This is a genomic window from Flavobacterium sp. 83 (assembly GCF_000744835.1).
In the GTDB taxonomy this organism is placed as follows: Bacteria; Bacteroidota; Bacteroidia; order Flavobacteriales; family Flavobacteriaceae; genus Flavobacterium.
On the sequence record NZ_JQMS01000001.1, the window covers coordinates 957,738 to 972,031 of the forward strand.

14 protein-coding genes are annotated in these 14,294 nt (G+C 33.6%); 8 read left to right on the plus strand and 6 right to left on the minus strand.

What is annotated here, in order from left to right; all coding sequences use genetic code 11:
- Positions 1 to 18: 18 nt before the first annotated feature.
- Both T410_RS04170 and T410_RS04175 read right to left on the minus strand, forming a co-directional pair.
- On the minus strand, positions 19 to 1,005 hold the full coding sequence (locus T410_RS04170; protein WP_035668938.1) for an acyl-ACP desaturase: 987 nt from the start codon (positions 1,003 to 1,005) through the stop codon (positions 19 to 21).
- A gap of 10 nt (positions 1,006 to 1,015) precedes the next feature.
- The gene (locus T410_RS04175) at positions 1,016 to 1,750 is read right to left on the minus strand and encodes a 1-acyl-sn-glycerol-3-phosphate acyltransferase (RefSeq protein WP_035668939.1); all 735 of its coding nucleotides are present in this window, start codon (positions 1,748 to 1,750) and stop codon (positions 1,016 to 1,018) included.
- A 125-nt stretch (positions 1,751 to 1,875) separates the two neighbouring features.
- On the opposite strand from T410_RS04175, the gene T410_RS04180 reads away from it, so the two are divergent.
- The 3 genes from T410_RS04180 to T410_RS04190 all read left to right on the plus strand — a co-directional run bounded on the left by T410_RS04180 (position 1,876) and on the right by T410_RS04190 (position 4,862).
- Positions 1,876 to 2,313, plus strand: a complete 438-nt coding sequence (locus T410_RS04180; RefSeq protein ID WP_035668940.1) for a ribonuclease P protein component — start codon at positions 1,876 to 1,878, stop codon at positions 2,311 to 2,313.
- Positions 2,314 to 2,418: 105 nt separating this feature from the next.
- A complete protein-coding gene (locus tag T410_RS04185) occupies positions 2,419 to 4,056 on the plus strand; it encodes a S41 family peptidase (RefSeq protein ID WP_035668941.1) in 1,638 nt (545 codons plus the stop codon).
- Positions 4,056 to 4,862: an OmpA family protein gene (locus tag T410_RS04190; protein WP_035668942.1), complete on the plus strand. Its 807-nt coding sequence runs from the start codon at positions 4,056 to 4,058 to the stop codon at positions 4,860 to 4,862. The genes T410_RS04185 and T410_RS04190 overlap by 1 nt, the downstream gene beginning before the upstream one ends.
- Here the strand turns inward: T410_RS04190 and T410_RS04195 are convergent, their stop codons facing one another.
- The 4 genes from T410_RS04195 to pgk all read right to left on the minus strand — a co-directional run bounded on the left by T410_RS04195 (position 4,863) and on the right by pgk (position 9,746).
- Positions 4,863 to 5,309, minus strand: a complete 447-nt coding sequence (locus tag T410_RS04195; protein WP_035668943.1) for a GNAT family N-acetyltransferase — start codon at positions 5,307 to 5,309, stop codon at positions 4,863 to 4,865.
- Between the two features lie 48 nt (positions 5,310 to 5,357).
- Positions 5,358 to 6,338, minus strand: coding sequence for a DUF4837 family protein (locus T410_RS04200; protein ID WP_369793011.1), 981 nt, complete (start codon positions 6,336 to 6,338; stop codon positions 5,358 to 5,360).
- 45 nt (positions 6,339 to 6,383) lie between these two features.
- Positions 6,384 to 8,240 (minus strand): LysM peptidoglycan-binding domain-containing protein, encoded by a 1,857-nt coding sequence (locus tag T410_RS04205; RefSeq protein WP_035668944.1) that lies wholly within the window; start codon positions 8,238 to 8,240, stop codon positions 6,384 to 6,386.
- Positions 8,241 to 8,558: 318 nt separating this feature from the next.
- The gene (gene pgk / locus T410_RS04210; RefSeq protein ID WP_035668945.1) at positions 8,559 to 9,746 is read right to left on the minus strand and encodes a phosphoglycerate kinase; all 1,188 of its coding nucleotides are present in this window, start codon (positions 9,744 to 9,746) and stop codon (positions 8,559 to 8,561) included.
- Positions 9,747 to 10,444: 698 nt separating this feature from the next.
- Between pgk and T410_RS04215 the strand changes: the two genes are divergently transcribed.
- The 5 genes from T410_RS04215 to T410_RS04235 all read left to right on the plus strand — a co-directional run bounded on the left by T410_RS04215 (position 10,445) and on the right by T410_RS04235 (position 14,292).
- On the plus strand, positions 10,445 to 11,593 hold the full coding sequence (locus tag T410_RS04215) for a DNA polymerase III subunit delta' (protein ID WP_035668946.1): 1,149 nt from the start codon (positions 10,445 to 10,447) through the stop codon (positions 11,591 to 11,593).
- A gap of 4 nt (positions 11,594 to 11,597) precedes the next feature.
- Positions 11,598 to 11,981 carry a DoxX family membrane protein gene (locus T410_RS04220; RefSeq protein ID WP_035668947.1) on the plus strand — a complete coding sequence of 128 codons (384 nt, stop codon included), beginning with the start codon at positions 11,598 to 11,600 and terminating at the stop codon, positions 11,979 to 11,981.
- A gap of 43 nt (positions 11,982 to 12,024) precedes the next feature.
- Positions 12,025 to 12,534, plus strand: a complete 510-nt coding sequence (locus tag T410_RS04225) for an acyl-CoA thioesterase (protein ID WP_035668948.1) — start codon at positions 12,025 to 12,027, stop codon at positions 12,532 to 12,534.
- A gap of 204 nt (positions 12,535 to 12,738) precedes the next feature.
- Entirely contained in the window at positions 12,739 to 13,746 is a 1,008-nt protein-coding gene (gene recA / locus T410_RS04230) for a recombinase RecA (protein ID WP_035674074.1), read from the plus strand.
- A 132-nt stretch (positions 13,747 to 13,878) separates the two neighbouring features.
- On the plus strand, positions 13,879 to 14,292 hold the full coding sequence (locus tag T410_RS04235; RefSeq protein ID WP_035674076.1) for a hypothetical protein: 414 nt from the start codon (positions 13,879 to 13,881) through the stop codon (positions 14,290 to 14,292).
- Positions 14,293 to 14,294: the final 2 nt, after the last annotated feature.

Sequence of the window (14,294 nt, forward strand, 5' to 3'; positions counted from 1 at the left end):
AATCTTAAATCAAAAATTTTAAAGTCTGGCAGGTTCTACCCATTTAAATTGAAATGATTCTTTAGGAATCACCAATCGCTCAGAAATCTTAGCCATTCTAGCTGGTAATTTCATCAAATAATCTCTAGCTTTTTCTGCTTCATCGGTCAATCCAGAAATTTTGTCAATTTCCCATTTGTCAATCAGTTTTTGCATGATATCCACATAATCATTTGCAGTATAAACACCAATACGTTGCGCTGAATCAGAAAAATGTTCAAAAGCACTGCTAATTTTCCCTCCAGATTCTCTCAAGAAATGCGCTGGCATAACAATTTTAGCTTTCATCATATATTGAAAAGCAAGCATCATTTCACTTGGATCAACTTTAAAAATTTGAGTCACAAACTCGCTATAAGCATGATGATGACGCATTTCATCCCCGGCAATCATTTTGCACATTTTTGATAATTTCTTATCTCCGTAACTTTTGGCTAATTGCGAAACTCTGTTGTGAGAAACATATGTTGCTAATTCTTGAAAACTGGTATATACAAAGTTCTTATAAGGATCTCTGCCTGTGCCAATATCAAAACCGTCATTGATAAGGTGTTGCGTTGTCATTTCGATTTCACGCATGTTCACACGACCTGATAAATATAAGTATTTGTTCAATAAGTCTCCGTGACGATTTTCTTCACCAGTCCATTGACGTACCCATTTTGACCAACCGTTTCTTTCAAGATTATCTACTCCTTCCACTTCCATTAACCAATTTTCATAGGTTGGTAAAGCTTCTTCGGTAATCATATCACCTACCATTGCTACCCAAAAATCATATGGTAGATCTTTAGATATTTCACGTAATTCTTTAACTTCCTCTAAAAAATTATCGCTTTCTGAATTTGGTAAAAAATCAGAAGGTTGCCATATTTGTTCTACAGGTATTAGATATTGATCAACAAAACCGTCAACCTTATTTTCTAAAAATTGCATTACTTCTAATCGAATATTTTTTATTGACATTATATATAAATTAAATTTTTATTCCTTGAACAACTGCTGTTTCTGTTTTTTCCATTAATTCAGCAAAACCATACTCTTTAACGGCTAAAGGTTTGTGTACTACAAAGGTAAGATGATTTCCTAAACCTAAAGGAAAAAATCCGTATTTAACCATTTTCCAAGAGTTGTTTATACTTATTGGAACCACATATGCCGATGGCGCATATTTACACAAAATTTTAAATCCGCTTTGAGCAAATTCTTTTGGCTTCCCTGTTTTACTTCTCGTTCCTTCCGGAAAGATAACTGCCGTACGGTTGTGCTTTTCAACATATTCTGACAATCCTTTGATGGCCGGAATAGCTTGTTTTGGATCTTTTCTATCAATAAGAACAGAACCACCGTGACGTAAATTAAAAGAGACACTAGGAATGCCACTTCCTAATTCTTTCTTACTAACAAATTTACAATGAAATCGGCGAAAAAACCAAATCATAGCAATAATATCGTACATACTTTGATGATTAGAAACAAAAATCAAAGGAACATTTTTAGGAATACTTTCCATATTTTCAACTTTATAGGTTGTTCCTAAAAGGTTGGTACATTTTAACAAGAAAAAATTCAGGTAATCAACGCTTATTTTATGCGCTTGATAGCCAAAAACATGAAAGCAAACCCATTGGATTGGGTGAAAAATAACCAAGGTAAGACCAAAACATAAATAATAAATTATGGATATGGGATACGAAATTAGTTTTTGCATGCTTTAAAAATTTGCGACAAAAGTAAGAAATATATTTTTAGCTCGATTTTAAATCCGAAACAATCTATGGACTCAACGTTTAATTGTAACTTTGCGGGTCAAAACCCTTGTCTTTTTTTCTATAAATGAGCTTTACTTATCCAAAAACCGAAAAACTAAAAAGTAAAATTACCATTGGATTATTGTTTTCTGAAGGAAAATCAGTTTCAAAATATCCGTTGCGATTGGTTTATTATTCTAATGCTTTGGGCAATCCTGAATCCCGAAACTTAGAGACTGACGAAAAAATTAAAATGGGTGTTTCCGTTTCTAAAAAACACTTTAAGAAAGCCGTTGACCGCAATTATTTTAAACGTGTGTTGCGCGAAACCTACCGTCTTAATAAACACTTATTGATCGATAATCTGGAACAGCCTCATGCTTTTATGTTTTTTTACCAAAGTAAGGATCGGTTGAGTTATGAAGAAATCAATACCAAAACCATTCAACTGTTTGAGAAGTTTATTGCACAAAATATTAAAAAGCCTTTACCTGAAAGCGACTCAAATTTAGAAAACAAATAATTACTAATTTACTAAATACCTTAGAATTGCGTTTACACTTTATCCTATATAATTATTTGGTGATTTATTCTTAATTTAGTAATCTCAAATTTAGTCCTAAAAGCCATGAATTCCTTTTTCCGAAAAAAAATCATAATTCCTATTGTCGCTTCGGCATTTCTGTATGTTGGTGTGAGTTTCAAAGATGATTTTTTTGAAATCGCTAAACAAATAGAGATTTTCACCACCCTTTTCAAGGAATTGAACAAGAATTATGTCGATGAAACCAATCCTGGTGACTTAATGGATAAAGCTATTAAAGGCATGCTAGCCAGTTTAGATCCTTACACTGTTTATTTTAACGAGCAAGATGTGGTCAGTTTTAAAATAAACAATACGGGCGAATATACTGGAATAGGCGCTTTATTAACTAGAAAAGAAGGCAAACTGATCGTAAAAGAGCAATACAAAAATTTTCCGGCTGATAAAGCGGGACTTAAAGCCGGTGATGAAATCACTCAAGTGGGCGATATTCTTTTATCTGATTTTAAAGATGATGCATCAGAATTATTCAAAGGTGCAAAAAACACTAAAATTGACATCAAATACATTCGTCAGGGAAAACCGTATACTACACAAATCGTTCGTGATGAAGTAGAAATAAAATCGGTTCCTTTCTTTGGTAAAATAGATGCCGAAACCGGTTATATCGTTTTGTCCCATTTCAATAACAAGGCTTCTGTAGAAACCAAAATGGCATTGGAACAATTAAAAAACGAAGGTGCCAAAAGAATTGTTTTGGATTTAAGAGGCAATCCTGGAGGACTTTTGAACGAAGCCGTAAATATTTGCAATCTCTTTGTACCAAAAAATGAAATTATAGTTACTACAAAATCAAAGATTGAAAAATACAACAATACCTATAAAACGACCAAAGAACCCGTTGATACTGAAATTCCTTTGATTATTATCGTAAATGGAAAAAGTGCTTCGGCTTCAGAAATTGTTTCAGGAGCTTTGCAGGATTTAGATCGCGCTGTAGTTTTGGGAAGTAGAAGTTTTGGAAAAGGATTGGTACAACGCCCTATAGATTTAACGTACGGAACGCAACTAAAAGTTACTATTTCTCGTTATTATACGCCTTCTGGAAGATGCATTCAAGCTTTGGATTATGCCCATAAAGACAAAAATGGTTTGGCTATAAAAACTGAAGAGAAGAATTACAATGCTTTTAAAACCCGAAAAGGAAGAACGGTTTATGACGGCGGAGGCATTCAGCCGGATGTGGAGCTTGAGGAAACAAAATTAAGTCCAATAACCAATGCATTGGTCAAAAATGATGGGATTTTTAATTATGTGACGCGTTATTATTACAAAAATCCAACTTTAGGCAATACTATCCCAACGATTTCTGATGCGGACTATTTAGACTTTAAACAGTTTTTAAAAGCACAAAAATTCTCTTTTGACACGGATACAGAGTTAGCTTTAAAAAACACTTTGGCTATTGCCAAAAAAGAAAAAATAGATGGTTCAATCACTGACGAATACCAACAACTGCTTTCAGCTTTACAAAAAAGTGAAGATGCTTTATTGGATAAAAATCAAAAAGAAATCAAGAATTTAATTTTAGAAGAAATCATCAAACGTTACCAATACCAAGAAGGTTTGTATCAATATTACATAAAAAACAATTCTGAAATTAAGAAAGCAATAAGTATTTTAAACAATACTCCAGAATACAAATCCATTTTAAAGCTGTAATGAAAAATTATTTTAAAATCGTTCTTTTTTTGTTTTTCGGATACCTTTCTGCACAAAAAAAACCAATACAAACTGTCTATTTTAATTTTGACAAATATGCACTTAATGAGGCGCAAATCAAGAGTGTAATCGATTTTGCAAAAAAAGCAGACACTACAAAAATTGAATCAATTCAAATTTATGGCTATTGTGATGACAGAGGCGATAATGATTATAATTATGAATTATCAAAAAATCGTGTACAAACAGTTCAGGATATTCTTACTGCAAATGGTTTCAGTAAAAATAAAATTGTAATTATCGAAGGAAAAGGACGTATTATTTTGACCAACGAGAATGAAGAAAACATAACCGAAATACGTTCTAAAAACAGGCGTGTCGATTTATTTATAGTTCCAAAAAATAGTTTTGGAAATGGCATTTACAATTCGTTTCAGGAAAAACATAAAGTTGGCGATCGTGTTTATCTAGAAAACATCTTATTTGCATTTGGGAGCAGCAACTTGCCATTAGAATCTAAAAAAGAATTAGACAAAATTGCAGCAATACTCCTGAAAAACGAAAAGCTAGAATTTGAAGTTAGAGGACACGTATGCTGTACTCCAAGTTATTATGAGGATGCAATAGATGAAGCCAGTCATGAAAGAAAACTTTCATTGAATCGTGCCCGAAACGTCTATCGTTACCTTATGTCAAAAAAAATAAATCCGCAACGAATGTCTTACAAAGGTTGCGGAAATAGATTTCCTTTAGGAAAAGGCGATGCGCTGGATCGAAGGGTTGAGTTTCTTATTTTAAAAATATAACTATACTTTCTGCATCTCAATATGTGGAATATCATCTTCTAAATACATTTCGCTGGTTTGCACAAAACCATGGCTTTCGTAGAATTTTTTTAAGTACAATTGAGCTCCGATGGTAATTTTGCTTTCGCCAAAATGAAATAAAATACCTGCAATAGCTTCCCGCATTAAGTCATGTCCCCATTTCCTGTCACGGTAATTTGTGGCAACGGTTACGCGGCCAATTGAAGCGTTATCAAAACTGATTCCTGCTTTGAAAAGTCGGGCATGAGCCACAATTTCACCTTCAAATTCTCCAAAGAGATGCAAAGCGACTTTGTCCTTTCCGTCAAGATCAAGGTAAACACAATTTTGTTCCACTACAAAGATCTCGCTTCTTAGTTTGAGTATATCATATAGTTCATGAACCGTAAGCGCCTCAAAGGGCTTTATTTTCCATTCTAATGCCATAGATTATTCCTTTTTTATATTAATTTTTAATTTAAAGTAATTTAGATATTACCTTCTTTCAATTGCAACTGATTTTATAATAGATTCCAATTCATGCATCAGGTCTCGTTTTTCCTTTGACGGTGCATAACAAAAACCCTCCAAAACCAAAATTCTACTGTATTCCTTGTCTATAATTGCATAATTGATAAACGGGCCTGCCATAAAATCATTTTTTAATTCCCAAGTTCCTTTAGTCTCATAAGTATCTTTTCCGTCAAGGGTAATCTTTGAAAGGTAGGGCGCATAGGCTTCTTCAGTAATCATATTAGTATTGGGTTCTGTCCCGCTAATATATAAATTACCTATTGAATCCCGCATTTTTATGATATTGGAAATAAGGCTTGGATTTTTTTTAATGTAATTTAAAGGAACCTGATAAATTAACAAACTTGTATTTCCACCGTTGATTTCCTTTTTTAACCACATAAATTTACTTTTGTGAAGTACATACGTATAACCGGTAGGAATCTTTATGGAGATGTGAAATTTATTGTCGATTACTTGGGGATTCAGTAATGATTGATTGTTAATTTTCTGGCTTTCGGCAATTTCCATCTGCTTAATCAATTGGATCATCTGTGGTGCATTTTTTTCCAGACATGCAATAATATCGGCACCGGTCTTTCCTGAAATATGAAACACATTTTGAGGTGATGCATATTGATTTTTCTTTATTTCGAATTTATTTTGCTGTTCTTTCTTTACCACAATAATGGCTCTGGTATCCGTCATGAAGCCTTCCAGAAGCTTAACCGGGTATTGATTTATGGTAAAAAGTGGTTCTTCCTGCGGCAATCCAATGACTGGTGATGCAAACTTATTTCGAATGCTGTCCCCTATTTCACCATTCCACAACTGATCATCAATAATAACGGAAATGGTATTGATTTTTCCGGTCGTTTTACGATGCAAATCATCATTCTTCTTTTCGCAAGAAAAAACTAAAAGGGAAACTAGAAGCAATAAAAAATGGGTTTTATTCATCATAATTTAATTCTGAAATAAAACCCAAATTTATAGAAGTTTATCGTATTATCCGTTTATTTTTAACTTCATTCCGGGTTTAATACCTTCCCCGCGAATATCGTTCCATTTTTTAATATCCGAGATAGATACTCCAGGATATTTTTTGGCAATGCTAAATAAAGAGTCTCCTTTTTTGACATAATATTCTGCTGACTCTTTTTTGGCTATTGCCGCCAAATTTGATTTTTTCTTGAAGGAATCAGATGTTGCATTATCAGTTGCAATTGCTATTTCATTCTTAGCTACAATCAAAGTAGCTCCTAAAGCTATAGTATGGTTCGGTAAATTATTCCATTGTTGTAAATCCGTTAAAGTAGCTCCAAATTTCTTAGCGATATTCCCTAGATTATCCCCTTTTTGAACGACATATTCTATGTCTTTTCGCTCTGGATTAGATGCTAATTCTTCTTCTTTATTAACTTTAACTTCAGAAGTTGCAACTCTTTGATTTTCCGAAACAGCTTCAGTAGGGACCTCCTCTACTTTAGGTTCTTTCTTAACCGTTCTTACAATACTTTGTTCCGTAATGATTTTTAAACTTTTACCATATGGGACTGAATTGCTTCGGAGTTTATTCCACTTTTTCAAATCAGAAACAGCAACATCATATTTATCAGCAATTTCACTCAGGTTATCTCCGCGTAACACTTTATAATAGGAAGTTTTAGGAAGTTTTAATTGCTGTACAGCATAATTAACAGTATCTCTTTTAAAAATAGGTTTTGTAACCTGAAATGGTTTTTCCCGAAGATTTAATTCGTGGTCCGCGTATGCATAAATTCGGTCTTCATTAGAAACAAAAACGGCTGCTTTTTCTTGTGGTAATCTCAAGAAATGGTTTTCATCATGATAAAATGGAATCACATTTAGTTTATACGACGGATTTAACAACTGCAATTGCGCCATTGGAACATCCAATAAATCAGATATTTGTTTGAACGACATTTGCTTTTTAATCAGGATTGTATCCGTTGCAAAATTCTTAATTATCGCTCTGTCCGGTTTGATACCGTGTGCTGTGTGGTATTCATAAATGTACATTGTTGCTAAAAAAGCAGGAACATAGCCTTGCGTTTCTTTTGGAAGATTTTTTCTGATATTCCAATAATTTTGCTGACCGCCAGAACGTCTGATCGCCTTAGAAACATTTCCAGGTCCAGAATTATATGAGGCTAAAACCAAGTCCCAATCGCCAAATATCTTGTACATATTAGACATGTATTGTGCTGCCGATTCAGAAGCTTTAAGCGCATCGCTTCGTTCATCAATATAGGAATCGATTTTCAAACCATATTGCTTTCCGGTTTGATACATAAATTGCCAAAGACCTGTTGCGCCAACTCTTGAAACTGCTTTTGGATTTAACGCAGATTCTACAACTGCTAAGTATTTTATTTCTAAAGGAACATTTTGTTTGGCCAGCGCTTCTTCAAAAAGCGGGAAGTAATACTCTGAAATTGCCATCAATCGTTCAAAAGATTTCTTTCTATATTTCAAGAATGATTTGATGATATTTTCCAGACCTTGATTATACTCAATATTGAAAGGTGATTTTGCATCCATTGCCGCCAGTCTTTCTTTTAAAAGAGCTGTAGGTAATTCATAATCCACTTTTTCGTCAATATTAATGTTTTTTATATCGTCGGTTATATTGTTGTATAAATCTAAATTGGTCAATTCCTTCATCCACAAGCTATCAACGCAAGTGGCCATATCATCTTTCACGAAAGTTTTCTTGATAGAATCTAAATAGGATAATTTTGGTTCGATTTTTACAATATCTTTATTTTCAACAAGTTCTTGCGAAAACGCAGTTATTGACAGCAATAGAAAAAACGATAAGGCGGTATTTTTTATATTCATATTTTTATGATCAACGACCTATATTACAAATGATTACAAATCTAATTTTTACAAACTTAATAGGTTGAAACTAAAAATTTCTTTAAATATTGTTAAAAATGCAATATTTTGTTGAATTATGAAGAATTTTCCGTGGTTTCATTGTAAAAACTTCTTTTAAAATACAATTCATCAAATTTTAAAAATTAAAAAAACCTTAGCAACAAAAAGTTTATCACTAAGGTTTCTTAATTAGTATAGTTAAGTCTTTTTTTAAACTGGATTACAGCTTAAAATCAAAGCAATTCAAAGCAATTCAAAGCAATTCAAAGCAATGTATTAATCAAGTATTGCAGCAATTCCCGGCAATACTCTTCCTTCAAGCATTTCTAACATAGCACCTCCGCCAGTTGAAACGTAACTTACTTTATCTTCAAATCCAAATTGTTTTACCGCTGCTACTGAATCTCCACCACCTACAAGTGAGAATGCTCCGTTTGCAGTAGCTTCAGCAATAAAATTACCCAATTGAATCGTTCCATTTGCAAAACTCTCCATTTCAAAAACCCCCAATGGACCATTCCAAAGTATTGTTTTAGATTCCAAAATTACTTTTTTGAAGTTTTCCAATGATTTTGGTCCAGCATCAAGTCCTTCCCATCCATCAGGAATTTCTCTTACATCAACGATTTGAGTGTTTGCAGTATTTGAAAAATCATCTGCAGCAACCACATCAACAGGAATATGAATTTGAACCCCTTTTTCTTTAGCCAATCTCAATATTTCCAATGCCAATTCTTGTTTGTCATCTTCACAAATAGAATTTCCAACTTTACCTCCCAATGCTTTCACGAAAGTAAATGTCATTCCCCCACCAATAATCATGTGGTCTACTTTATCAAGAATATTCTCGATAACAGTAATTTTAGAAGACACTTTAGATCCGCCAAGAACAGCTGTTACTGGTTTTTCACTGTTTTTCAAAACTTTATTTAAGCTTTCTATTTCTTTAGCTAATAATAAACCAAAACATTTTTCATTCGGAAAAAACTGAGCAATAATTGTAGTCGAAGCATGTGCTCTGTGAGCCGTTCCAAAAGCATCATTTACATAAATATCACCAAGTGACGCTAATTCTTTTGCAAAAGCAACATCTCCCGCTTCTTCTTCAGCGTGAAAACGTAAATTTTCCAATAATAAAACTTCTCCAGCTTGTAATTTTCCAGCAGCAGTTGTAGCTTCTTCACCAACACAGTTTGAAGCAAACTGAACTGGTACTCCAAGAATTTCTGAAGTAGTTTTCAGGATATGTTTCAACGAATATTTTTCTTCAACACCCTTTGGTCTGCCTAAATGTGACATCAAAATTACGCTTCCGCCGTCAGCAAGAATTTTATCGATTGTAGGTTTTGCTGCATCAATACGAGTGGTATCCGTTACATTGAAATTTTCGTCCAAAGGCACGTTGAAATCAACACGAATAATTGCTTTCTTATTTTTAAAATTAAAATCGTTTAAAGTTTTCATTAAGTATATTTTTAGTTTGTTTTTTTTGAAAGAATAACAAATATAGAACTTTTCAGGAACTAAAAAATAAGAATAGTTTGAAAATTAGGGAAATCCACTAACGAAAACGTTGTAATTGTATCAATTTATTTGTTTTTTAGGATTAATTTTAAAGAACAGTCTTCACTAAAATCTTTACTTTACGGAATTTCTAAAACAAGCAATAGTGCATTTTGAGATAACGCTTCCCATTCAAAGGAATCAATTCCAGATAAACTTAATCCGTCTTTTGATTCTAACAACCGATTTTCGACTTCGAAAGCACCATAATTACACCCAACGAGTTAATTGAAGTAAAAGAAAAGCAATAACAGAAAATAGATCAGAAAATAAATTCTATCGTGACCATTACTTGCTAAATTAGGTAAACTAAAAACACTTCCTGACGAAGTAAATGCATATGGTAAAAGCAGAAAAGCTAAGCACAAGCAAAAATGCAACACATAAAAGGAAATATCTTTTTTCATAAATCAAACTTAACCGTTCAAATTATTACGGTGAAAACGTTAATTACTGAGGTAATTTCAAATTATCTTAAACAAATATGGTATTTGATTATAAAATTCAACACCTTTTTAAGAATCATTTTGCAAACTTTCTAAGATGAAACTTTGCATCCTAAAATTTTAGACTAAACCATTTTCTGCTATCTTTGCTTCATGCAATTTTCAGAAATTTTAGGACAAGAACACATTAAAAGTCATTTGACAAAAAGTGCTGATTTGGGTAGAATTCCCCATGCACAATTATTTGTTGGTCCAGAAGGATGTGGTACTTTGCCCATGGCGATTGCTTATGCACAATACATTATCTGCAGCAATCAAAGCTCAGAAAACACGGGTTCAAACGAAGCGTGTAATATCAAATTCCAAAAAACGTCCCATCCGGATTTGCATTTTATCTATCCTACCGTAAGTACTGAAGATGTAAAAACAAAACCAAAAAGTATTGATTTTATCACGGAATGGCGGGAGTTTTTAACCCAAAATCCATACGGAAGTTTGTTTGATTGGTATCAAATGTTGGGCGTTAAAAACAAACAAGGAGAAATAAGGGTTGACGATGCCCAGGAAATCTTAAAATCGCTTGCTTTAAAATCCTACGAAGGTGGATACAAAATAATGATTATTTGGATGGCGGATAAATTGAATATTGCCGCTTCAAATAAATTATTGAAATTACTCGAAGAACCTACGGACAGAACGGTTTTTATCTTGATTTCAGAAAATGAAGAAGATATAATTCAAACCATTCGTTCCCGATGCCAAGTGTTACATTTTAACGGTTTGAGCGAAAAAGTCATCTCAGAAGCTTTAGTATCAAGAGAAAATATAGAATCTAAAACGGCTATAAAAATAGCGCATCAAGCACAAGGGAATTATAACAAAGCACTACAATTATTGCAACCGGACAGTGAATCTGTTTTTTTTGAAAAATGGTTTGTTGACTGGGTTCGAGCCGCTTTTAGAGCCAAAGGAAATGCAGCGGCCATTCAAGATTTGATTCAATGGAGCGAGCAAATTGCCAGTTTAGGAAGAGAAACCCAAAAGAAATTTTTACACTTTTGTATCGATATGTTTCGTCAAGCCTTGTTATTGAATTATCAAACCGCAAGTTTGGTTTACATGGAACCACAAGTGGAGAAATTCAAACTGGAGAATTTTGCACCTTTTGTAAATGGCAACAATATAAATGATATTTTTAAAGAACTTTCGGATGCCATGTATCACATTGAACGCAACGGAAACGCAAAAATTATTTTAACCGATTTATCTATAAAACTTACCCGTTTAATTCACAAAAAATAAAAACATGAACAACATTACTTCTATTTTAATTTTGATTTTTCTGGCAATTACTTTTCTGCAATCCGGTTACGACAAACTCTTTTATTGGAAAGATAATGTAGATTGGTTAAAAGGTCATTTTGCTAAAACACAATTAAAAAATCAAGTGCCTCTGGCATTACTGAATATTTTAGTTTTAGAATTAATCTCCGGTATTTTATGCGTGGTTGGCTGTATCGAATTATTGGTAAACAATGGAAGAATCTTTGGGTTTTACGGAGCGGTTTTCTCCTGTATCACTTTATTGATGCTGCTTTTCGGACAACGGTTAGCCAAAGATTATGACGGTGCCAGAACGATTGTTATCTATTTCATACCCGCCATATTAGCCGTTTACTGGTTAAACTAGAACTGCATTACTTAAAAAAAACACTTACTTTTTATACAAAAAAATGACTCCAAAACATCCTTCAGAATCCCTGACGATATTAACCGATTTGGTTTTACCGAGCGAAACCAATCCTTTGAATAATCTTTTTGGTGGCGAATTGTTAGCCCGTATGGATCGCGCAGCGAGTATTGCAGCCGGAAGACATTCCCGAAGAATAACTGTGACCGCATCCGTAAATCACGTGGCGTTTAACAGAGCTATTCCACTGGGAAGTGTGGTAAATGTGGAGGCCAAAGTCTCCAGAGCTTTCAAAAGTTCAATGGAAATATTTATTGATGTTTGGGTAGAAGACAGACAATCAGGAAACCGTACCAAAGCCAATGAAGCCATTTATACTTTTGTAGCCGTTGATGATACCGGAAGACCTGTTGAAGTGCCCCAAATAGTCCCAGAAACTGATCTGGAAAAACAACGTTTTGATGCAGCATTACGACGCAAACAGCTGAGTTTAGTTTTAGCCGGGAAAATGAACCCTCACGACGCTACAGAATTGAAGGCATTGTTCGCGTAACAATCTTATATTAGCTTGTTATTTTTTATTAAAATTTAGATTTGAAAATATTCTTGAAAGAGAAAATTTACATTGAAAAAAGAAGTATTTTTACGAAAATAAATGTTCTTACATAAACGAAATTTTCAGGATAATTAGTCATTCTGTCAGTTTCTTACAGTTATAAAATAATACAAATAGATGAAAGAAAAGGTAAAAGAGAAGATGAGTACAGAGAAAGAATCTAAATTAAAAGCGCTACAACTTACGCTTGACAAACTAGACAAAACCTACGGAAAAGGAACCGTAATGAAAATGGGGGATAAAGCCATTGAGGAAGTAGAAACTATTTCTTCAGGGTCTTTAGGAATCGATTTAGCATTAGGGGTTGGAGGATACCCAAGAGGAAGAATCATTGAAATATACGGTCCAGAATCTTCTGGAAAAACAACTTTGACGCTTCATGCTATTGCTGAGGCTCAAAAAGCAGGTGGAATAGCTGCTTTTATTGATGCAGAACACGCTTTCGATAGAAATTATGCAGAGAAATTAGGTGTAGATATTGAAAACCTAATCATTTCTCAGCCAGATAATGGGGAACAAGCACTAGAAATTGCCGAAAACTTGATTCGTTCAGGAGCTATTGATATTGTTGTTATTGACTCGGTCGCTGCTTTGACTCCAAAAAGTGAAATCGAAGGTGAAATGGGAGATTCTAAAATGGGGCTTCATGCACGTTTGATGTCTCAAGCATTGCGTAAATTAACAGGAACCATCAGCAAAACGCATTGTACCGTTTTCTTTATTAACCAGTTAAGAGAGAAAATTGGAGTAATGTTCGGTAATCCGGAAACTACAACGGGAGGAAATGCATTGAAGTTTTACGCTTCGGTTCGTTTAGACATCCGTCGTTCAACCCAAATAAAAGATGGTGATAACGTACTTGGAAACAGAACCAAAGTAAAAGTGGTGAAAAACAAAGTCGCTCCGCCATTTAAAATCGCCGAATTTGACATCATGTATGGCGAAGGAATTTCAAAAACAGGAGAAATTTTAGATCTTGCAGTAGAATTTGAAATCATCAAAAAAGCGGGATCTTGGTTCAGTTATGGTGAAACTAAATTAGGGCAAGGCCGTGATGCTGTTAAGTCTTTAATAAAAGACAATCCGGAATTAGCGGATGAATTAGAAGAAAAAATTAAAGCCAGAATAAAAGAATTAGCAGAAGCATAAAAACTAAAACCCGAATAATTTCGGGTTTTTTTATTTTTACACGCAACCTTTTTCAAAAATTTATATCTATTAAAAAACAACCTCAACTTCATTTGATGAAGCTGATTGTTTTAAATTTAAAAAATGAAAAAAATGAAAAAATTTGCCCTGTTTATTCTGTTAATTACAACCCTGACAGGATGTACCCTTGAGGATGACAATCAAGATTCCTACACTTATGAAGTCCTTCCTGTTGATAGTTATACCCTACCCGAAAAATTTATCTTGGGAAATACGTATGAGATAAAATTAAAATACACAAAACCTACTGAATGTCATCTTTTTCAAGGTATTTATTATAATAAAGACCTCAATATACGAACCATAGCGATCCAAACAGCTCTAAACAACAATCAAGTTTGCACGCAATCAATACCGGTGCCATCAGAGGTATCTTTTAATTTTTATGTAACAAATACTGGTTCTTATATTTTTAAATTTTATAAAGGAAAAGATGCCGCTGGTACAGAACTTTTTAAAGAAGTAGAAATTCCTGTAGTCAACTAACA